Genomic DNA, 20,361 nt, shown 5'->3' with positions numbered 1-20,361 from the left:
ATGTATATGGATCAGGCGAGTGGTCTGCGCAAAATGCGTCAAAACAATCGAGTAAAAGTGATCGCCGTGTCCGGAGGCAAGGGGGGCGTTGGCAAGACCAACGTGACCCTGAACGTGGCGGGAGCCATGGCCGCCCAGGGCAAGCGGGTGTTGGTGCTGGATGCCGACCTTGGTCTGGCCAACGTCGACGTCATGCTGGGGCTGCGGGTGCACCGCAACCTCTCCCATGTGCTGGCGGGGGAGTGCACCATAGACGACATCATAGTCGAGGGGCCCTACGGCATGATGATAGTGCCGGCCACCTCGGGCACCCAGTCCATGGTCGAGCTGTCGCCGGTGCAACATGCCGAGCTCATCCGCGCCTTCAGCGAGATGAAGACCCAGGTGGACGTGCTGCTGGTGGACACGGCGGCGGGGATCTCCGACATGGTGCTGAGCTTCACCCGTGCGGCCCAGGACATCATGGTGGTGGTGTGCGATGAGCCCACCTCCATCACCGATGCCTATGCCCTGATCAAGATCCTCTCCAAGGATCACGGGGTGTTCCGCTTCAAGGTGGTGGCCAACATGGTGCGCTCCCTGCGCGAGGGGCAGGAGCTCTTCGCCAAGCTGACCCGGGTCACCGACCGCTTCCTCGACACCTCCCTGGAGCTGGTGGCCTGCGTGCCTTACGACACCAACCTGCGGGCCGCAGTGCGCAAGCAGAAGCTGATCGTCGAGGCGTTTCCCAAGTCGCCCGCCTCCCTGGCATTCCGTGCCCTGGCGAACAAGGCGGCGAGCTGGCCCATCCCGAACCAGCCGGGGGGACACCTCGAATTTTTCCTGGAAAATTTATTGCAAAAGCCGGTCATAGCACAGGAAGACTCCCGTGAATAAAGCCCAAGCATACTTGCGTCATCAGGATTCCTACGTGCTGGTCGAGCGTCATGCTCCGCTGGTCAAGCGGATTGCCCAGCATTTATTGGCTCGCCTGCCAAGCAGTGTCTTGCTGGATGACCTGATCCAGGCAGGTATGATTGGGCTGCTCGAAGCCTCCCGCAACTTTGACGGCAGCAAGGGCGCCAGCTTTGAAACCTATGCCGGCATCCGCATCCGCGGCGCCATGCTCGACGAGATCCGCCGCGGGGACTGGGTGCCCCGTTCGGTGCACCGCAACAGCCGTGCCATCGCAGAGGCGATCGAGAACGTGGAGCAGGCCCATGGCCGGGATGCCAGAGACACCGAGGTGGCCGCCAACATGGGGGTCTCCCTTGGCGAATACCATGCCATGCTGCAGGATGTCTCCTGCGGCAAGATCATCGGCATCGAGGATCTCGGGGTCAGCGAGGATGTGATAGGGCATCCCGATGACGCCAGCGGTCACGGCGGCTTTGACGATCTGGCGGCCGAGCGCTTTCAGGGCGCCCTGGCCGAACACATCTCCCGCCTGCCCGAACGGGAAGCCCTGGTGCTGTCGCTGTATTACGACGAAGAGCTGAACTTGCGTGAAATCGGGGAAGTCCTGAGCGTGAGCGAGTCTCGGGTGAGCCAGATCCACAGCCAGGCCATGCACAGGCTGCGGGCCCGTTTGAGAGATTGGAATTTATAAGTGGTTGTACTGGCTACACTGGAACGCAACTCTAAGGCATAATCCGCACCATAAAACCTGCGATCTGCATCATGTAAGTGAGCCGTTTTGGCGGCTATTTAGGAGGGAATTTTGGACAAGAACATGAAAATCCTCATCGTCGACGATTTTTCAACGATGCGCCGGATTATCAAGAACTTGCTGCGTGACCTGGGATATAACAATACCCATGAAGCAGACGATGGCAACACGGCCCTGCCGATGTTGAAAAACGGCGATTATCAGTTCGTGGTCACCGACTGGAACATGCCCGGCATGCAGGGCATAGACCTGCTCAAGGCGATCCGTCTCGATGACAAACTCAAGCACCTGCCGGTACTGATGGTGACTGCGGAAGCTAAGCGCGAGCAGATCATCGAAGCCGCCCAGGCCGGGGTCAATGGCTATATCGTCAAGCCGTTCACTGCCGCCACCCTCAAAGAGAAGCTCGACAAAATCTTTGAACGAATCGGCTAAGGAGCGGCAGGGATGAAGGCCAAAACGAGTGCCATGATCTCGCTTGAACAGGCAAGGGTGCTGGTTGCCCACCTGGAGCGAGAAGAGTTTGAACAGGCCGATACCATCCTCGCCGATGTGTGCGCCCCCAATGCGGCGGCCCTGTTTGACAAGGTGGGGCAGCTGACCCGCCAGTTGCACAACTCACTGCAAGATTTTCGCCTGGATCCCAGGATCCCCGACCTGGCCACCCATGAGATCCCGGATGCCCGGGAGCGGCTCAGCTATGTCATCGACATGACTGACAAGGCGGCCAATCGCACCATGGATGCGGTCGAGGCCAGTCTTCCCATCGCCGATCGGCTCAATGACAACATTCAGCTGGTGATGCCCAATTGGAATGCCCTGATGAGCCGGGATCTTGAACTGGGTCAGTTCAAGGCACTCTGCCATCAACTGAATGATTTTATTAAGGCTTCGGAGACGGATGCCGATAAGTTACGACAACTGCTGACTGAAATCCTGATGGCTCAGGATTTCCAGGACTTGACCGGTCAGATGATCCGCAAGGTGATCAAGCTGGTGCAGGAAGTTGAAACAAAGTTGATAGAGATGCTGACCATGTTTGGTGAGGCCGTCATCGAGAATTCGGCGCGCAGCCTGCCGGCGAGCGGCATCGAGGCAGAAGGCCCCATCATGAACCCGCAGACAAGGTCCGATGTGGTCAATGGTCAAGATGATGTGGACGATCTGCTGTCTAGCCTGGGATTCTAATGGAGTGACGCATGGCCTTCGAAGTTGATGAAGACATACTGCAAGACTTTTTGGTCGAAGCATCAGAAATATTGGAACAGTTGTCTGAACAACTGGTCGACTTGGAAAAGCGGCCCGATGACAAGAATCTGTTGAATGCCATCTTTCGCGGCTTCCATACCGTCAAGGGGGGAGCGGGTTTCCTCTCCCTGACCGAGTTGGTGGACGTCTGCCACGGTGCCGAGAACCTGTTCGACATGCTGCGCAACGGCAAGCGAACCCTCAGTGCCGAGCTGATGGATGTCATCTTGCAGGCCCTTGATGCCATCAACGTCATGTTTGCCCAGGTGCAGAATCGGGAGCCGACCAGCCCGGCCTCTGCCGATCTGCTGCACGATCTGCACGAACTGTGCAAACCCGAAGGGCAGGAGCAGTTGCGTACCGCCAGTGTTGCCGCTCCGCAGCAGCCCGAGCCTGAACCCGAACCCGTCATCGTCGCCGAGAGCGCACCTGTGGCCGTCAACGGTGGCGGCTCCATCGACGAGATCTCTGCCGACGAATTCGAGCGCCTGCTGGATGAACTGCACGGTGCTGGCAAGGCGCCGACGGTCTCTGCCGCCCCCGTGTTGAGCGGCTCGGGCGACATCACGGACGACGAGTTCGAGGCCTTGCTCGATCAACTGCACGGCCAGGGCCAGCATGGCGGCGCTCCGGATCTCTCCCCGCTGCAATCGGTACAAAAAGAGGTGGACGAGCTCATCGACGACGACGAGTTCGAACGCCTGCTGGATGAATTGCATGGCCGTGGCCAGGCGCCGCAGCACAGCATGGCGGCGGCTGCTCCGGCTCCCGAGCCCAAGGCTCCCGCCGCGCCCGTGACCCCGCCCAAGGCGCCGGTCGCGGCCAGCGCCGCCCCCGCCAAACCCGCTTCTGCACCGGCCAAGCCGGCCCCGGCTCCCGCTCCTGCCAAGCAGGCGGCCCCCGCCGAAAGCAGTGCGGTGCAAAACGACACCACTGTGCGGGTGGATACCAAGACCCTGGACGTCATCATGAACATGGTGGGGGAACTGGTGCTGGTGCGAAACCGCCTGGTGAGCCTCGGCATCGCCAGCAACGACGAAGAGATGTCAAAGGCGGTGGCCAACCTGGATGTGGTGACCGCCGATCTGCAGGGCGCGGTCATGAAGACCCGCATGCAACCTATCAAGAAAGTCTTCGGCCGCTTCCCGCGCGTTGTGCGCGATCTCGCCCGTACCCTCAAGAAAGATATCGAGCTGGTGATGGTGGGTGAAGAGACGGATCTCGACAAGAACCTGGTGGAGGCCCTGGCCGATCCCCTGGTTCACTTGGTGCGCAACTCCTGCGACCACGGCGTCGAGATGCCGGACGTGCGGGAGAAGGCGGGCAAGCCCCGTCAGGGCACCATCACACTGAGCGCCTCCCAGCAGGGTGACCATATCCTGCTCTGCATCGAGGATGACGGCGCCGGCATGGATCCGGAGAAGCTCAAAGCCATCGCCATCAGCCGTGGCGTGCTCGATGCCGACAGCGCGGCGCGCATGAGCGACAACGATGCCTACAACCTGATCTTCGCCCCCGGTTTCTCTACCAAGTCCGAGATCTCCGACATCTCGGGCCGTGGCGTCGGCATGGATGTGGTGAAGACCAGCATCGTCAGCCTCAATGGCTCTGTGCACATCGACTCGACCTGGGGCAAGGGCACCCGCCTCGAGATCAAGGTTCCCCTGACCCTGGCCATACTGCCGACCCTGATGGTGGAAGTGGGTGAACAGACCTTCGCCCTGCCGCTTGGCTGCGTGAACGAAATTTTCCATCTGGATCTGAAGAAGGCCAACGTAGTGGACGGTCAGCTCACCATCATAGTCCGCGACAAGGCGATCCCGCTGTTCTACCTGCACAAGTGGCTGGTCCGCGGTGCCGGCAGAACGGCACGCCAGGACACAGGCCACGTGGTCATAGTCCAGATCGGCACCCAGCAGGTGGGCTTCGTCGTGGACAACCTCATCGGCCAGGAAGAGGTGGTGATCAAGCCTCTGGACAATCTGCTGCAAGGGACCCCCGGCATGGCCGGCGCCACCATCACCAGCGACGGCGGCATCGCCCTCATCCTGGACGTGCCCAGCCTGCTCAAGGCCTATGCCCGCCGCCACTGAGCGTCTGGCCCAAGGAGTTAAAAGAATAACAATGGCAGTCAAGGTATTAGTGGTCGACGATTCGAGTTTCTTCCGTCGCCGGGTCAGCGAGATCATCAATCAGGATCCCCTGATGACGGTGATCGACACGGCCCAGAACGGTCGGGAGGCGGTAGACAAGGCGCTGCAGTTGCGGCCTGACGTCATCACCATGGACATTGAAATGCCGGTGCTCGACGGCATCAGCGCCGTGCGCGAGATCATGGCCAAGTGTCCGACCCCCATACTGATGTTCTCCTCGCTGACCCACGAGGGGGCCAAGGCGACCCTGGATGCACTGGATGCCGGTGCCCTGGATTTTCTGCCCAAGAAGTTCGAAGACATAGCCCGCGACAAGGATGAGGCCGTCAAGCTGCTGCAACAACGCGTTAGGGAGATAGCCCGCAAGCGCTTCCTGATGGCGGCTGCCAGACCCCGGGCGCCGGAGCCCCTGGTGCGCCCCGCCCTCGGCGCTGCCTCGGCGCGTCCTCTTGATCGCCAGCCCGAGCCGGTCCGCGCCGCGGCGCCCGCCAGCTTCAAGCGCAGCGGCAAGAGCTATCAGCTGGTGGCCATCGGCACCTCCACCGGTGGCCCTGTGGCGCTGCAGAACGTGCTGACCAAGCTGCCGGGAGATTTTCCCCATCCGATCCTGTTAATCCAGCATATGCCCGCCACCTTCACCGCCGCCTTCGCCGCTCGTCTCAACGGTCTGTGCCAGATCGGGGTCAAGGAGGCTGAAGACGGTGACGTGCTCAAGCCGGGTCACGCCTACCTGGCTCCCGGTGGCAAGCAGATGCTGCTGGAAGGGCGCGGGCCCGGGGCTCGCCTTCGCATCATAGAGGGCAATGACAAGGTCAACTACAAGCCCTGCGTCGATATCACCTTCGCCTCGGCCGCCAAGATTTACGGCGACAAGGTGCTCGCCATAGTGCTGACCGGCATGGGTGCCGATGGCCGGGACGGGGCGCGTCTGCTCAAGGAGCAGGGCGCCACCATCTGGGCCCAGGATGAAGCCTCCTGCGTGGTCTACGGCATGCCCCAGGCGGTTGCCAAGGCGGGCATAGCAAGCGAATCCCTGCCGCTGGACAGGGTTGCCCAGCGCATCCTGGTCGAGTTGGGTCGCTGACCATGGGCATGTTCGGCCTGGTGCTGGCGCTGCTCGCCGTGGCCGTCGCCCAATGGTGGCACGGCGGCAGCCTGCTGACCCTGCTGGATGGCCCGGCCTTCGTCATCGTGGTCGGGGGCACCTGGGGTGCCGTCATACTGCAGACGCCCCGCAAGTACATGCTGTCCGCGCTCGCCCAGGCCCGCTGGATGCTGTTCCCGCCGCAACTGGATCTGGTGCAGCAGGCCGAACGCCTGCAGGCCTGGGCCCAGTTTGCGCGCCAGCAGGGGTTGCTGGCGCTGGAGAACCAGGCCGAAGGGGAGCCTGATCCCTTCACCCGCCAGGGGCTCACCATGATAGTGGACGGTGTCTCCATCGAGGATATCCGCCGCCTGCTGGAAGCGGACATCGACATCGAGCAGGAGCGCAACGAGCACGCCGCCAGGGTGTTCGAGGCCATGGGGGGCTACAGCCCGACCATCGGCATCATAGGGGCCGTGATAGGCCTCATCCAGGCCATGTTTCACCTGGAGGAGCCGGGCACCCTCGGCGCAGGCATCGCCATCGCCTTCGTCGCGACCATCTACGGGGTGGGCTTTGCCAACCTCCTCTATCTGCCGATAGCGAATCGCCTGCGGGCATTCCACTACCACTACGGTCTCTATCAGGAGATGACGCTGGAAGGGTTGCTGGCCATCGCCCACGGGGAGAATGGCCAGCAGGTTGAACGGCGGCTACGGGCTTATCTGAAAGGGGAATAGCCATGCGCAAGCGCTATCGTTTGCACCTGCAAGGGCGAGAACATCTCGATCGCTGGCTGGTCTCCTATGCCGATTACATGACGCTCATCTTCGCCCTCTTCGTGGTGCTCTACTCCGTGGCCATAGTCAACAAGGAGCAGTACCGCGCCGTCATCGAGGGCATGACCCAGGCTTTCAACCAAGTACCGCGCAGCGATGGCTTGCTGGAAGGGCAGGGCAACTCCCTGCTGAACCACCCGGTGTCGGCCGCGCCTTCCCTGCTGGAGAGCCAGGCCTCCCCGTCGCCTTCGCGCGCCCCCATCACGGGCACCCCGATCCAGCAAGATGGCACGGCCCTTGCGACCATAGACCTGCAGTTGCAGGAGTCCATGGGCGCCCTGGTAGATGCCGGCGTGGTCAAGCTGGCGAAGGATGACAGCTGGCTGACGGTGGAGCTGAGTTCCGGCCTGCTGTTTCGCAGCGGCAGCGCCTTTCTGGGGAGCAATGCGGCCCCTGTGCTCGATACGCTTTCAGGTATTCTGAAACCGGTCGATAACTATGTCAGGGTGCGGGGTTACACGGATAACCAGCCGATCAACAACGAAATGTTTCGCTCCAACTGGACCCTGTCTGCCGCCCGCGCCGAAGCTGTGCTCGGCGCCCTGGTGACCAAGGGGATAGCCCCCGAGCGGCTCGCCTACGAGGCCTATGGGGAGTTCTCCCCCTTCGCCGACAACGGCAGCGAGCAGGGGCGGTTACAGAATCGCAAGGTCGTGGTCGCCATATCCAGATTCGCCTGGGTGCCGCGAACCTCCGTCAACGCCCTGACGGTGACGCCGGCCCCGGCCGCGCCACAGAGCGTCGACAGCGAGGACGTCAGAGTGGTGACGCTGCCCGGTGGTGGCATACGCATAACAACAAGGCAGGATTGATACAGTGATTGTTTGGACGGTTGCCAATCAGAAGGGTGGGGTCGGTAAAACCACCACGGTCGTCTCCCTGGCGGGCATTCTGGCCCAGCGTGGCCAGCGGGTACTGCTGATCGACACCGATCCCCATGCCTCCCTGACCTCTTATTTCGATTTTGACTCGGACCGGCTGGAAGGCACCCTCTACGAGCTGTTCCAGGCGGCCAAGCCGAGCAGCGAGCTGGTCAACCGCATGACCCTGAAGACCAAGTTCGAAAACATCCACCTGCTGCCCGCCTCCATCACGCTGGCGACCCTGGACAGGGTCATGGGCAACCGGGAAGGCATGGGGCTGGTACTCAAGCGTGCCCTGTTGCGGGTGCAGGACCAGTATGACTATGTGCTCATCGACTGCCCGCCCGTGCTGGGGGTGATGATGGTCAATGCGCTGGCGGCCTGCGATCGCATCCTGGTGCCGGTGCAGACCGAATTTTTGGCCTTGAAGGGGCTGGAGCGGATGATGAAGACCTTCGAGATCATGCAGCGATCCAAGCGGGACAAGTTCCGCTATACGGTGATCCCGACCATGTTCGACAAGCGTACCCGGGCCTCCCTGATGACGCTGCAGTCCATCAAGGAGCAGTATGGGGAGGCGGTGTGGAATGCGGTCATTCCCATCGACACCAAATTCCGGGATGCCAGCCTGCTGCACATACCCCCGTCCATCTATGCACCGGGCAGCCGTGGCACCTATGCCTACGAGACACTGCTCAACTTTATTGATGCGCTGGAGCGTCAACGAACCCAGGAGGTGAAGCCATGAGAGAGACCACCCAGGTTCGGGCCATGGATGACTATTTCCACTCCCTGCTGCTCGATGATGTCCTGCTGCGGGACGATCCGGACGACGAGGCACCGGCCTCTGCGCCGCAGTTGCAGCCTCAGCCCGCCCCCTTGCCCGAGGTGGTTGCAGCCCCCTATCTCGAAGCCGACAGCCGACTGGCGCAACTGAGCGAGCTGCTCGCCCAGGTGAGCCAGGTGCAGGATGAGATGGATGTCCTGAGCCATGAAGAGCTGCATGTCGAGCCCTTCCAGCTCGAGGTCGAGGTCGAGCCCGAACCGGTCGAGGTGGCCCTGGCGACGCCCGAGGTGATCCCGGTGATCGCCGAGCCCGTCGCCCTGACACTGGCCGAACCCGCGCTGGCGGCGGAACCTGAGCCGGCCCCTGCTGCCTGGGAAAACCTGGATACCGGCAACGAGTTTCAGGCGCTCTTCTTCGATGTGGCCGGGGTGACCTTCGCTGTGCCCCTGACCGAGCTTGGCGGCATCCACCAGCTGGGGGAGGTGAGCTCCCTCTTCGGCCAGCCGGGCTGGTACAAGGGGATCATGACCTCCCGGGAGCAGAAGATGAACGTGGTCGACACGGCCCAGTGGGTCATGCCGGGCCAGCATCTGGAGATCGACGAGTACAAATATCTGATCATGCTGGGGGAATCACCCTGGGGGCTGGCCTGTCATCAGTTGAAGGGCACCGAACTGCTGCATCGGGATCAGGTGAAGTGGCGCCATCAGGAGGGGAAACGCCCCTGGCTGGCGGGCATGGTCAAGGAGAAGATGTGTGCCCTGCTGCACGTCAGGGAGCTGCTGGTGCTCCTTGGCCGAGGCGTGAACATTGAAGGCCGCTGACAACATCGGCACTGCCATGGTTTTATTGCTAATTTTACCCGTTGACGGGTTCATACAAGGATCAAGAAGATGACAGAGAAGCGCAATATTGCACAAAATCTGGCCGAGGACGAAGTGCTGCAGTGGGTGACCTTCCAGTTGGAAAACGAGACCTATGGCATCAACGTGATGCAGGTCCAGGAGGTGTTGCGCTACACCGAGATAGCCCCGGTACCGGGTGCGCCCGACTATGTGCTGGGCATCATCAACCTGCGTGGCAACGTGGTGACCGTCATCGACACCCGCTCCCGTTTCGGCCTGCCGGCCGGTGATGTGAGCGAGAATTCCCGCATCGTCATCATAGAGGCGGAGAAGCAGGTGATCGGCATCATGGTGGACAGCGTGGCCGAGGTGGTCTATCTGCGCTCCTCCGAGATCGACGCCGCCCCGGCGGTGGGCACCGAGGAGAGCGCCAAGTTCATCCAGGGTGTCAGCAACCGCGACGGTCAGCTGCTGATCCTGGTGGATCTCAACAAGCTGCTCTCCGACGAAGAGTGGGACGATATCGGCTCCCTGTAACGGCGGGTCAAAAAGTGATACAACAGCGGTCCCGGATCTGCCCGCGGCATCTTGATGCCGAGCGGGACCCTGTGAAGAGGAAGGTGACAGTTTGATGATTGAATTCGCAGCCTTGGGGTTGTCCTTGTTGGCACTGGTGCTGGCCCTCTACGGTCTATTGGGTCACCGCCGCCGTCAGCGAGAGTCCGAGGCCAGGATGGAGACGCTGCAGGGGCAGCTCGAGAGTCTGCGCAAGCAGATGATGGAGCTGCATACCGGTGCCATCGGCATGGGTCAGCGCCTGCAATCCGCCGAAGGGGCCATGCAGAAGATCCAGGATAGCCAGCAGGAGTTGACCCTGCAGGATCCGGAGCGCCGCCTCTACAGTCGCGCCGCCAAGATGGTAGAGCTAGGCGCCGATCTCGACGAGGTGATGAGCGAGTGCGAGTTGCCCCAGGCCGAAGCCGAGTTGCTGATCTCCCTGCGCAAGGGTCGCAGCTAACCCCTGCTCCTGACCGAGAGGGGAGGCTCAGGCCGCCCCTCTTTTCCCTACCACCCCTTCCTCCGCCAGTGCCTGGTCACTCCAGTTTCCCCTTGCCACATATTCTCCTGTCCGTGCGCGATCTCCCCCACAAATCCTGTTGATTATTGGCATCTTTGAAAAGACGCCTCCGGATCCTGTGTTAAGATGCAGGCCGCCTCATTTTCAACGATTACACCCTCATGCTGCTTCAAGCCAACAATCTGAGCTGCGTGCGTGAAGATCGCACCCTGTTTGAACATCTCTCCTTCGCGGTGCGCTCGGGCGATCTGATGCAGATTGAAGGCCCCAACGGGGTGGGCAAGACCAGCCTGCTCCGGCTGCTGACTGGCCTCTCCCAACCCTTCGCGGGGGAGGTGTGCTGGAACGGGGAGAACATCCGCCATTGCCGGGATGATTACCATGCCAGCCTGCTCTACCTGGGCCATCAGCCCGGCGTCAAGGCGACCCTGACCCCCCTCGAGAACCTCTCCTTCTACCAGAAGCTGCACGGCACGGCCGAAGCTTCCGTGGATCTCTGGCAGGTGCTGGCCCAGGTCGGACTCGCCGGCTTCGAGGATTATCCCGCGGGCCAGCTCTCGGCAGGGCAGCAGCGGCGGGTGGCGCTGGCCAGGCTCTGGCTGTCGGAGCGCCCGGCGCTCTGGATCCTCGACGAACCCTTCACCGCCATCGACAAGCAAGGGGTCAGGGTGCTGGAGCGGTTGTTCCTGACTCACGCGGATCGGGGGGGCATGGTGGTGCTCACCACCCATCAGGACCTGACCCTGATGCAGGGGCGCCTGAAGACACTGTCGCTGACCTCGTTGTTGCAGGAGTAGTCATGTTGCGCGCCGTCATACACCTTATTCACCGCGAGTTGCTGATGGCCCTGCGCCAGCGCGCCGACATCTTCAACCCGCTCTGGTTCTTCCTCATCGTCATCACCCTCTTTCCCCTCGGCATCGGGCCCGAGCCCCAGCTGCTGGCCCGCATTGCCCCCGGCATCATCTGGGTGGCGGCCCTCCTGGCGGCCATGCTCTCCCTGGAGCGGCTGTTTCGCGATGACTTCAGCGACGGCGCCCTGGAGCAGATGATGCTGATGCCTCATCCCCTCGGGCTGCTGGCGCTGGCCAAAGTGATCGCTCACTGGTTGCTGACCGGCCTGCCGCTGCTGCTGGTTTCCCCGCTGCTCGCCATCCTGCTCTCCCTGGACATGAAGAGCTATCTGGCCGTGGTGGCCACCCTGGCCCTGGGTACTCCGGTGCTGAGCCTGCTCGGGGCCGTCGGGGTGGCGCTGACGGCGGGCCTGCGCAAGGGGGGCGTGCTGCTCAGCCTGCTGCTGCTGCCGCTCTATATACCGGTGCTGATCTTCGCCACCTCCGCCATAGATGCGGCCAGCATGGGGTTGCCCTACGGGGGGCAACTCGCGATCCTGGGGGCCATGCTGGTGGGGGCCCTGACCCTGACGCCCCTGGCCATCTCGGCGGCACTGCGGGTCAGCGTCAACTGATTAATTATCAAAAAAGCCTCTTTTGAGGCTGTTTTGTGAAAAATATAATTGAGATAGATCAAGGGGATGGCTGCTTATTGCTTTGGGGGGATATGATGTTTCCCGCCGGTGGGTATGGTAGGCCTCGCCACTTAAAAATTAATAACTGAAAGGTTCTGTGAGCTATGTGGAAATGGTTGCACCCTTATGCCAAACCCGAGCGCGCCTATGGGCTGGCCGGCACCCTGCTGCCCTGGTTTGTCGTGACAAGCCTGCTCGCCTTCATCATAGGCACCGTCTGGGGGCTGGCCTTTGCCCCCGCCGATTATCAGCAGGGAGACTCTTTCAGGATCATCTACATCCATGTGCCTGCCGCCATCCTCTCCATGGGAGCCTACTCCACCATGGCGGTGGCGGCCTTCATAGGCCTGGTGTGGCAACTGCGCATGGCGGACATGACGGTGGCGGCCATAGCCCCGGTGGGCGCCGTCTTCACCTTCATCGCCCTCTTCACCGGTGCCGCCTGGGGCAAGCCCATGTGGGGCACCTGGTGGGTGTGGGATGCGCGCCTCACCTCCGAGCTTATCCTGCTGTTCCTCTATCTTGGGGTCATCGCCCTCTACAACGCCTTCAGCGACAAGGTAGTGGCGGGGCGCGCCGCCGGCATACTGGCGCTGGTGGGGGTGATCAACCTGCCGATCATTCACTACTCGGTGGAGTGGTGGAACACCCTGCACCAGGGCGCCTCCATCACCAAGTTTGACAAGCCCTCCATCTCCCCCGAGATGCTGTGGCCGCTGCTCATCATGATACTGGCGTTTGCCACCTTCCTCGGGGCCCTGACCCTGATGCGGTTCCGCAACGAGCTGCTGATGCGGGAGTGGCACCGCCCCTGGGTTGCCGACATCGCCAGACAGGAGAAGTAAGCATGCACTTTGCCTCATTCAGCGATTTCATGGCCATGGGCGGTTACGCCTTCTACGTCTGGCTCTCCTTCGGTCTGACCGCGCTCTGCCTGGTCGGCATCGTCATTTCCACCCGGTTGAAAACCAGCAGCCTGCTCGGCGAATTGCGCAACAAGCAGGCCCGCGAGGCTCGTCGCAAGGCGGCCCAGCAGATGGAGAACACCCTATGACCCCGAGACGCAAGAAACGCCTCACCATCATTCTGGCCATCAGCCTGGGCCTCGCCAGCGTGACTGGCCTGGTGCTCTATGCCCTCAGCCAGAACATCGATCTCTTCTATACCCCGAGCGAGCTGGTGGAGGGCAAGGGGCCGGAGAAGGTCAAGCCGGAAGAGGGCCAGCGCCTGCGCATCGGCGGCCTGGTGGTGCCGGGCTCGGTGCAGCGGGATCCCCAGAGCCTCAAGGTGGCCTTCAAGCTGATAGACAACGGTGGCCATCTGGTGACGGTGGAATTTGACGGCATACTGCCGGACCTGTTCCGGGAAGGGCAGGGCATAGTCGCCCAGGGCACCCTCAAGGACGCGACCACTGTGGCCGCCTTCGAGGTGCTGGCCAAGCACGACGAGAACTACATGCCGCCGGAGGTGGCGGACGCCACCAATGGCATGCACTTCAAGCCCGAATATACCGAGGCGCAGTTGCAGGGGGCCAAGCAATGATGCCTGCAGTCTTTGTCTCGTGTTCAGCTCGTTTCGCCGCCGGATCTGTATGTCTCACCCTGCCATCGAAAGGAAATAGTCAATGATCCCCGAATTTGGGCAGTTCTCACCGTCTCATGCCTGTGCGCCGGTTCTGGTCGCGGCGCAATTGAAAGGAAGTCAGCCATGATCCCTGAACTGGGGCAATTCTCACCGTCTCATGCCTGTGCACCGGTTCTGGTCGCGGCGCAATTGAAAGGAAGTCAGCCATGATCCCTGAACTGGGGCAATTCGCACTGATCCTGGCCTTTGCCACCGCCCTGCTGCTGGGGAGCTATCCGCTGATCGGCGCCAAATTGGGGCGCCTCGGCATGATGTCGGCGGCCCGTCCGCTCGCCTACAGCCAGTTCCTGCTGCTGCTGCTCTCCTTCCTCTGCCTGACCTGGGCCTTCGTCGACAACGACTTCACCGTGCAGTACGTGGCCACCAACTCCAACAGCCTGCTGCCGCTGCAGTACCGCATTTCGGCGGTGTGGGGGGCCCACGAGGGCTCCCTGCTGCTCTGGGTGTTGACCCTGGGGGGCTGGACCGCGGCCGTGGCCCTGTTCAGCCGTCGCCTGCCGCTGGATGCGGTGGCGCGGGTGCTGGGGGTGCTGGGGCTCATCTCGGTGGGCTTTACCGCCTTCGTGCTGTTCACCTCGGATCCCTTCACCCGCACCCTGCCGTACTTCCCGGTAGATGGGCGCGACCTCAACCCCCTGCTGCAGGATCCGGGTCTCATCTTCCACCCGCCCATGCTCTACATGGGCTACGTGGGCTTCTCGGTGGCCTTCGCTTTTGCCATCGCCTCCCTGATGACAGGCAGGCTCGATGCCACCTGGGCGCGCTGGTCCCGTCCCTGGACCATGGCGGCTTGGGTCTTCCTGACCCTTGGCATAGTGCTCGGCTCCTGGTGGGCCTATTACGAGCTCGGCTGGGGCGGCTGGTGGTTCTGGGATCCGGTGGAAAACGCCTCCTTCATGCCCTGGCTGGCGGGCACGGCCCTGCTGCATTCGCTGGCGGTGAGCGAGAAGCGCGCCACCTTCAAGGCCTGGACTGTGCTGCTGGCGCTCTCGGCCTTCTCCCTGAGCCTGCTGGGGACCTTCCTGGTGCGCTCCGGCGTGCTGGTGTCCGTCCATGCCTTTGCCTCAGACCCGACCCGTGGCCTCTTCATTCTGGGCTTCCTGCTGGCGGTGATAGGCAGCTCCTTGCTGCTGTTCGCCTTCAAGGGCTCCCAGGTCAAGAGCCACGGCAAGCATGAGCTGTGGAGCCGCGAGACCCTGCTGCTTGGCAACAACATACTGCTGGTGGCGGGCCTGCTGACCGTGCTGCTCGGCACCCTCTTGCCCCTGGTGCACAAGGAGCTGGGGCTTGGCAGCATCTCCATCGGCACCCCCTTCTTCAACCACATCTACAGCTGGCTGATCATCCCGTTCGCCTTGCTGCTGGGGGTCGGGCCGCTGTTCCGCTGGCGCCGTCAGGAGCTCGGTGAGCTCAAGGGCAAGGTAGTGCTGGCCCTGGGGCTGAGTCTGGCCGCCGCCCTGCTGCTGCCGCAACTCTTCGCCGGTGAGTTCAAGCCCTGGGCCGCGCTCGGCATAGGCCTGGGTACCTGGATCATCATCACCAGCATCCAGGAGACCTGGGTGCGCGCCACCCACAAACACGGTTTTGCCACCGGGGTGCGCAAACTCGGCAACAGCCATTGGGCCATGATCCTGGGCCACGTGGGGCTGGCGGTCAGCATCATAGGCATCGCCTGCACCCAGAACTACAGCATCGAGAAGGACTTGCGCATGCAGGCCGGTGACAGGGTGCAGTTCGCCGACTACGAATTCGTGTTCACCGGTATCAGCGAAAAGAACGGCCCCAACTACGACGGCTTCAAGGGGGTGCTGGAGGTGCACAGGAACGGCAAGCAGGTGGCCCTGCTCAAGCCCGAGAAGCGGATGTACAAGGTCAGTCGCATGCCGATGACCGAAGCCGCCATCGACGCCGGCTTCACCCGTGATCTCTATGCGGCGCTGGGCGAGCAGCTCGACAACGGCGCCTGGGCGGTGCGTATCTACTACAAGCCCTTCGTGCGCTGGATCTGGTTCGGCGGCGTCTTCATGGCCATTGGCGGCGTGCTGGCCATGCTGGACAAGCGCTACCGGTTCGGCCGTCGTGACGAGGAGACCAAGGCATGAGCAAGAAGACCTGGCTGTTTCTGCTGCCCTTCATCATCTTCCTGATGGGGGCCGTGTTCCTGTTCAAGGGGCTCTACTCGGACCCCACCAAGCTGGAATCCGTGATGGTGGACAAGGAGGTGCCCGTGTTCACCCTGCAGGATATCTATGACCTCGACAAGCAGCATGACAGGAGCATCTTCAAGGGGCGCCCTATGCTGCTCAACGTCTGGGCCACCTGGTGCCCGACCTGCTATGGGGAGCACACCTACCTCAAGCAGCTGGCGGGGCAGGGTATTCCCATCGTCGGCATGAACTACAAGGATGAGCGGGACAAGGCCATCAAGTGGCTGGCTGAGCTCGGCAATCCCTATGAGGTCAACCTCTATGATCCGGACGGCATGCTGGGGCTGGATCTGGGGGTCTACGGCGCCCCCGAGACCTTCTTCATCGACAGCCAGGGCATCATCCGTTATCGCCACGTGGGGGACGTCAATCCCGAAGTCTGGGCCTCGACCCTCAAACCCATCTTCGATGCCATGAAGTGAGGGCCGCTCCGATGAAAACGCTTATTGCATCCCTGTTGCTGCTGGGGGGCCTGCTGGGTTCCGGCCAGGCCAGTGCCGCCATCGACGTCTACACCTTCGACAGCGATGCCCAGGAGCAGACCTTCCGCGAGCTGACCAAGGAACTGCGCTGCCCCAAGTGTCAAAACCAGGACATCGCCGACTCCAATGCGGGGCTCGCCAAGGATCTGAGGGACAAGACCTACCAGATGGTGCGGGACGGTAAAAACAAGGAGGAGGTGGTGGATTACATGGTGGCCCGTTACGGCAACTTCATCCTCTATGATCCGCCCCTGATGGCCTCCACCCTGATCCTCTGGCTTGGCCCCCTGCTGGTCATCGTCATCGGTGCCGCCACTGTGGTGGTGCGCAGCCGCCGTGCGCCGGCGGCGACAAAACGAATGAATAACGCCCTGAGCGAAGAAGAGCGGCGCCGTCTGGCCGAGCTGCTCAAAGAGGAAGAGAAACAATGACCGCATTTTGGATAGTGATCGCGGCCCTGCTGGTGCTGGCGAGCCTGGCGCTGATCCTGCCGCTGTGGCGCGGCGAGGGTCGCCAGAGCATCAGCCGTTCGGCCCTCAACAAGCAGCTCTATCGCCAGCGTCTGCTGGAGATAGGCGAGGAGCGTGAGCAGGGCATACTGGCCGAGGAGTCCGAGTCCCTGGTAGAACTGCAACGCAGCCTGCTGGACGACATCCCCGACGTGGAGCAGAGCGCCCGCGGCGGCAAGAGCCTGATCTGGATCCCGGGTGTGCTGGTGCTGGTGGTGGTGAGCCTGGGGCTCTACTACCAGCTGGGGGCCTGGCAGGAGGTGAGCCGCTGGCAGGATGCCAACAGCCGGCTGGGGGAGCTGAGCAACCGCATCCTGGTGGAGCGGGATGCCGAGGTGACCGAGCAGGATCTGCTGGACTTCACCCTGGGGCTGCGTACCCGGCTGAAAGAAGAACCGAACGACTACCGTGGCTGGCTGCTGCTGGGGCGTCTGACCCTGGATGGCAATGACCCTGAGATGGCCCGCGAGGCGCTGGAGCGGGCCTACTCCCTGGCGCCGCAGAAGGCCATGGTGGCTGTGCCCTATGCCCAGGCCCTGATGATGACGGGGGAGGAGGCCCGGGCGGATCAGCTGCTGCAGGCGGCCATCGCCCAGGATCCGGCCAACATAGAGGCGCGCTCGGTCCATGCCTTCATGGCGCTGCAGAAAGAGGACTTCCAGACCGCGCTGGTGCGCTGGCGAGCCATGTTGCCGCTGCTGGAGCAGGGCTCGACCCGCCATGCCATGGTGGAGCGCTCCATCGAGTATGCCGAGCAGCAACTGCGTCAGCGCGGCATCGCCGTGACAGCCGCCCCCGCCGCTCAGGCCGGGCAGGGCAGTGCTCAGGTAGTGGCGGTGAAGGAGGGTGAGTATCCCCTGCACATCACCCTGGCACCCGGCATCCAGCTGCCGGAGGATGCCCACCTGTTCGTCTTTGCGGTGATCCCCAATGGCCCGCCCATGCCCATCGCGGTCAAGCGCATCCCGGGTCCGCAGTTGCCCCTCACCCTCTCACTGGGGGATGGGGATGCCATGATGGAGGGGAGCAAGCTGGCGGCTTATCCCGAGCTGCAGTTCAAGGCTCGCCTCTCCCGGGGCGGAAACGTCATGAACAAGGAAGGAGCCTTCGAGGGGGTCTCGGTCACAGTGCCGACGACCAGCATCCCTGCAGCGCCGATTGACATCCGCATCGATCACGCACTCTAATACCCTCTTGGCCCGACCCCGGGATGGGGCGGGCCTACCTATAATCCATAAAGATTCCCAAAAAAGCTTAGGACTTTCATATGTATCTGCGTTCAGGAGCATTGGCAGTGGCACTGCTGTTGGGGGGCTGTGCGGGTGGCCCTCCCAAGCCGGGCCCAGAGAGCCTGGATCTCAACGAAACCCCCAGCCGCCCCGGGGCGTCCAGCACGGCCAGCGATCCCCGTGACCCCTTCCAGGGGGCCAACCGGGCCATGTGGGCCATCAACTACGACGTGCTGGAACCCTATGTGGCCCGCCCCGTGGTCCATGGCTATGCCCGCTATGTGCCGCAGGGGATGAAGGACGGCATCGACAACCTGGTGGAGAACTTCGACGAGCCGAGCAGCATGGTCAACCATCTGCTGGTCGGTGATCTGAAGGGGGCGGGGACCAACCTGGGCCGCTTCACCCTTAACACCACCATAGGTCTGCTGGGGATCTTCGACGTGGCCAAGCATGCCGGCCTCGAGCGCAACATGCTGGAGATGGATACTGTGCTAGGCAGGGCGGACATCGGGGATGGCGCCTACATCATGGTGCCCGTCTACGGCCCGACCACCACCCGCGAACTGGTGGGGGATACCATTGATACCATCTACTTCCCCTATGCCCTGCTGACCTTCCCGATGAAGTTCGTGCACTGGGCGCTGGATGGTCTGGGTACGCGCTCCAAGCTGATCGATCAGGAGCGGATCATCGACAATGCGCTCGATCCTTATGCCCTGACCAAGGACTTCTACCTGCAGTACAACGACGGCAAGGTGACGGGTCGCCAGCCTGAGCTCAAGCAGCAGGGCCAGCAGGAAGATGACAGCAACCTGGACGAGTATCTGGACGAGATAGACCAGTAACGACCCATGGTTATCGAAAAGGCGCCCATGGCGCCTTTTTCGTTGGCCGTTCGCCATAAAAAAACGCCCCGCAGTGCGGGGCGCTTTGGCAAGAAAGAGGCTATCAGGCAGCCAGGTTCTTGGCCACGAATTCCCAGTTGACCAGGGTCCAGAAGGTTTCCATGTACTTCGGACGCAGGTTGCGGAAATCGATGTAGTAGGCGTGCTCCCACAGGTCGACGGTCAGCAGCGGGGTGGTCCCGGCTTCGGTCAGCGGGCAGCCGGCGTTGGAGGTGTTGACGATGGCCAGGGAGCCGTCGGCTTTCTTCACCAGCCAGGTCCAGCTGGAGCCGAAGTTGCCGATGGCGGACTTGGTGAACGCATCCTTGAACTCGGCGAAGGAGCCGAACGCCTTGTTGATGGCATCGGCCAGGGCGCCGGTGGGCTCGCCACCGCCGTTCGGGGAGAGGCAGTGCCAGTAGAAGGTGTGGTTCCAGATCTGGGCGGCGTTGTTGAAGACACCGCCAGTGGAGGTCTTGATGATCTCTTCCAGAGACTTGCCTTCAAACTCGGTACCCGGCACCAGGTTGTTCAGGTTGACCACGTAGGTGTTGTGGTGCTTGCCGTGGTGATATTCCAGGGTTTCCTGGGAGATGTGCGGTTCCAGAGCATTGATTGCATAGGGCAGAGCGGGAAGTTCGAAAGCCATTTTCTACTCTCCATTGGCTGGGCCGTGCGAAGGCGACGGTTGCAAGACATTGCGTACTCTTTTCTATGTTGAAAAGAATTGTTCTTGAAATGATGGGGCCAGGCGGCCCAAAGCCCGTCGATTGTAGCAGCATCAAAGATGGGCGAACAACTCTTGATTCTCGCCATGATCCGGATCAAGCTGCGGCGTATTGATTCATCACTTCTTGCATTCGGGACGGTTTGCCAGTTTGTGGTCTGCCCGGTTTGCAGTAGAATGGCCGCCGAAATCGCTCTAGTGAGGCATTTATGGAAACTATTGAAAAGATCAAACAGCAGCTGGCTGAGAATCCCATCATCCTGTACATGAAGGGATCCCCCAAGCTACCCAGCTGCGGTTTCTCTGCCCAGGCCTCCCAGGCCCTGATGTCCTGTGGCGAGCCCTTTGCTTACGTCGACATCCTGCAAAACCCGGACATCCGTGCCGAGCTGCCGAAATTTGCCAACTGGCCGACCTTCCCGCAACTCTGGGTGGAAGGTGAGCTGGTCGGTGGTTGCGACATCATGATCGAGATGTTCCAGGCTGGCGAGCTGCAGACCCTGATCAAGGAAGCTGCTGCCAAGCACAAGCAGGACGATGCCGCCGCCGAATAAGGTCGCATCCGCATCATGCAAAAAGGGGAGCCCATGGCTCCCCTTTTCT

At 62.0% G+C, this 20,361-nt stretch carries 24 protein-coding genes; 23 read left to right on the top strand and 1 reads right to left on the bottom strand.

Annotated elements, in window-relative coordinates:
- The 22 genes from ACFWHB_RS15205 to ACFWHB_RS15100 all read left to right on the top strand — a co-directional run bounded on the left by ACFWHB_RS15205 (nucleotide 1) and on the right by ACFWHB_RS15100 (nucleotide 18,992).
- Complete coding sequence (locus ACFWHB_RS15205; protein ID WP_025326254.1) at nucleotides 1-876, top strand: MinD/ParA family protein; 876 nt, start codon at nucleotides 1-3, stop codon at nucleotides 874-876.
- Nucleotides 869-1,588 carry an RNA polymerase sigma factor FliA gene (locus ACFWHB_RS15200; RefSeq protein WP_395948785.1) on the top strand — a complete coding sequence of 240 codons (720 nt, stop codon included), beginning with the start codon at nucleotides 869-871 and terminating at the stop codon, nucleotides 1,586-1,588. Before ACFWHB_RS15205 ends, ACFWHB_RS15200 begins: the two co-directional genes overlap by 8 nt.
- Nucleotides 1,589-1,699: 111 nt before the next feature.
- Nucleotides 1,700-2,083, top strand: coding sequence for a chemotaxis response regulator CheY (gene cheY / locus ACFWHB_RS15195; protein ID WP_025326256.1), 384 nt, complete (start codon nucleotides 1,700-1,702; stop codon nucleotides 2,081-2,083).
- 12 nt (nucleotides 2,084-2,095) lie between these two features.
- Nucleotides 2,096-2,836, top strand: coding sequence for a protein phosphatase CheZ (locus ACFWHB_RS15190; RefSeq protein ID WP_395948784.1), 741 nt, complete (start codon nucleotides 2,096-2,098; stop codon nucleotides 2,834-2,836).
- A gap of 11 nt (nucleotides 2,837-2,847) precedes the next feature.
- Entirely contained in the window at nucleotides 2,848-4,989 is a 2,142-nt protein-coding gene (locus ACFWHB_RS15185; RefSeq protein ID WP_213345000.1) for a chemotaxis protein CheA, read from the top strand.
- A gap of 31 nt (nucleotides 4,990-5,020) precedes the next feature.
- The gene (locus ACFWHB_RS15180) at nucleotides 5,021-6,133 is read left to right on the top strand and encodes a protein-glutamate methylesterase/protein-glutamine glutaminase (RefSeq protein ID WP_395948783.1); all 1,113 of its coding nucleotides are present in this window, start codon (nucleotides 5,021-5,023) and stop codon (nucleotides 6,131-6,133) included.
- A 2-nt stretch (nucleotides 6,134-6,135) separates the two neighbouring features.
- Nucleotides 6,136-6,873 (top strand): flagellar motor protein, encoded by a 738-nt coding sequence (locus ACFWHB_RS15175; RefSeq protein WP_171275705.1) that lies wholly within the window; start codon nucleotides 6,136-6,138, stop codon nucleotides 6,871-6,873.
- A 2-nt stretch (nucleotides 6,874-6,875) separates the two neighbouring features.
- Nucleotides 6,876-7,784 (top strand): flagellar motor protein MotB, encoded by a 909-nt coding sequence (locus ACFWHB_RS15170; RefSeq protein WP_395948782.1) that lies wholly within the window; start codon nucleotides 6,876-6,878, stop codon nucleotides 7,782-7,784.
- 4 nt (nucleotides 7,785-7,788) lie between these two features.
- On the top strand, nucleotides 7,789-8,583 hold the full coding sequence (locus ACFWHB_RS15165) for a ParA family protein (RefSeq protein ID WP_111912507.1): 795 nt from the start codon (nucleotides 7,789-7,791) through the stop codon (nucleotides 8,581-8,583).
- The gene (locus tag ACFWHB_RS15160; protein WP_395948781.1) at nucleotides 8,580-9,446 is read left to right on the top strand and encodes a chemotaxis protein CheW; all 867 of its coding nucleotides are present in this window, start codon (nucleotides 8,580-8,582) and stop codon (nucleotides 9,444-9,446) included. The genes ACFWHB_RS15165 and ACFWHB_RS15160 overlap by 4 nt, the downstream gene beginning before the upstream one ends.
- 69 nt (nucleotides 9,447-9,515) lie before the next feature.
- On the top strand, nucleotides 9,516-10,004 hold the full coding sequence (locus tag ACFWHB_RS15155; RefSeq protein WP_005333026.1) for a chemotaxis protein CheW: 489 nt from the start codon (nucleotides 9,516-9,518) through the stop codon (nucleotides 10,002-10,004).
- A 94-nt stretch (nucleotides 10,005-10,098) separates the two neighbouring features.
- On the top strand, nucleotides 10,099-10,485 hold the full coding sequence (locus tag ACFWHB_RS15150) for a DUF2802 domain-containing protein (RefSeq protein ID WP_025326264.1): 387 nt from the start codon (nucleotides 10,099-10,101) through the stop codon (nucleotides 10,483-10,485).
- A 221-nt stretch (nucleotides 10,486-10,706) separates the two neighbouring features.
- Nucleotides 10,707-11,342, top strand: coding sequence for a cytochrome c biogenesis heme-transporting ATPase CcmA (gene ccmA / locus ACFWHB_RS15145; protein ID WP_163148308.1), 636 nt, complete (start codon nucleotides 10,707-10,709; stop codon nucleotides 11,340-11,342).
- Between the two features lie 2 nt (nucleotides 11,343-11,344).
- On the top strand, nucleotides 11,345-12,013 hold the full coding sequence (gene ccmB / locus ACFWHB_RS15140) for a heme exporter protein CcmB (protein WP_025326266.1): 669 nt from the start codon (nucleotides 11,345-11,347) through the stop codon (nucleotides 12,011-12,013).
- Nucleotides 12,014-12,177: 164 nt separating this feature from the next.
- On the top strand, nucleotides 12,178-12,918 hold the full coding sequence (locus tag ACFWHB_RS15135) for a heme ABC transporter permease (protein WP_025326267.1): 741 nt from the start codon (nucleotides 12,178-12,180) through the stop codon (nucleotides 12,916-12,918).
- 2 nt (nucleotides 12,919-12,920) lie between these two features.
- Nucleotides 12,921-13,127 carry a heme exporter protein CcmD gene (gene ccmD, locus ACFWHB_RS15130; RefSeq protein ID WP_395948780.1) on the top strand — a complete coding sequence of 69 codons (207 nt, stop codon included), beginning with the start codon at nucleotides 12,921-12,923 and terminating at the stop codon, nucleotides 13,125-13,127.
- Nucleotides 13,124-13,615 (top strand): cytochrome c maturation protein CcmE, encoded by a 492-nt coding sequence (ccmE, locus tag ACFWHB_RS15125; protein ID WP_139744873.1) that lies wholly within the window; start codon nucleotides 13,124-13,126, stop codon nucleotides 13,613-13,615. Before ccmD ends, ccmE begins: the two co-directional genes overlap by 4 nt.
- Before the next feature lie 248 nt (nucleotides 13,616-13,863).
- Nucleotides 13,864-15,819, top strand: a complete 1,956-nt coding sequence (locus ACFWHB_RS15120) for a heme lyase CcmF/NrfE family subunit (protein WP_111912503.1) — start codon at nucleotides 13,864-13,866, stop codon at nucleotides 15,817-15,819.
- Complete coding sequence (locus ACFWHB_RS15115; RefSeq protein WP_025326271.1) at nucleotides 15,816-16,346, top strand: DsbE family thiol:disulfide interchange protein; 531 nt, start codon at nucleotides 15,816-15,818, stop codon at nucleotides 16,344-16,346. Before ACFWHB_RS15120 ends, ACFWHB_RS15115 begins: the two co-directional genes overlap by 4 nt.
- Nucleotides 16,347-16,357: 11 nt before the next feature.
- Entirely contained in the window at nucleotides 16,358-16,837 is a 480-nt protein-coding gene (locus ACFWHB_RS15110) for a cytochrome c-type biogenesis protein (protein ID WP_395948779.1), read from the top strand.
- Nucleotides 16,834-18,102: a c-type cytochrome biogenesis protein CcmI gene (gene ccmI, locus ACFWHB_RS15105; RefSeq protein ID WP_395948778.1), complete on the top strand. Its 1,269-nt coding sequence runs from the start codon at nucleotides 16,834-16,836 to the stop codon at nucleotides 18,100-18,102. The genes ACFWHB_RS15110 and ccmI overlap by 4 nt, the downstream gene beginning before the upstream one ends.
- An 80-nt stretch (nucleotides 18,103-18,182) precedes the next feature.
- Nucleotides 18,183-18,992: an MlaA family lipoprotein gene (locus ACFWHB_RS15100; RefSeq protein ID WP_139744878.1), complete on the top strand. Its 810-nt coding sequence runs from the start codon at nucleotides 18,183-18,185 to the stop codon at nucleotides 18,990-18,992.
- Nucleotides 18,993-19,095: 103 nt separating this feature from the next.
- Here the strand turns inward: ACFWHB_RS15100 and sodB are convergent, their stop codons facing one another.
- The gene (sodB, locus tag ACFWHB_RS15095; protein ID WP_100860353.1) at nucleotides 19,096-19,680 is read right to left on the bottom strand and encodes a superoxide dismutase [Fe]; all 585 of its coding nucleotides are present in this window, start codon (nucleotides 19,678-19,680) and stop codon (nucleotides 19,096-19,098) included.
- Nucleotides 19,681-19,967: 287 nt separating this feature from the next.
- On the opposite strand from sodB, the gene ACFWHB_RS15090 reads away from it, so the two are divergent.
- Nucleotides 19,968-20,312, top strand: a complete 345-nt coding sequence (locus tag ACFWHB_RS15090) for a Grx4 family monothiol glutaredoxin (RefSeq protein WP_025326276.1) — start codon at nucleotides 19,968-19,970, stop codon at nucleotides 20,310-20,312.
- Nucleotides 20,313-20,361: the final 49 nt, after the last annotated feature.

Origin of the sequence: Aeromonas mytilicola subsp. aquatica (assembly GCF_044336385.1) — a bacterium.
Taxonomy (GTDB): Bacteria; Pseudomonadota; Gammaproteobacteria; order Enterobacterales; family Aeromonadaceae; genus Aeromonas; species Aeromonas rivipollensis.
The sequence above is the reverse complement of the archived record's forward strand: the minus strand, read 5'-3'. Positions and strand labels throughout refer to the sequence as shown.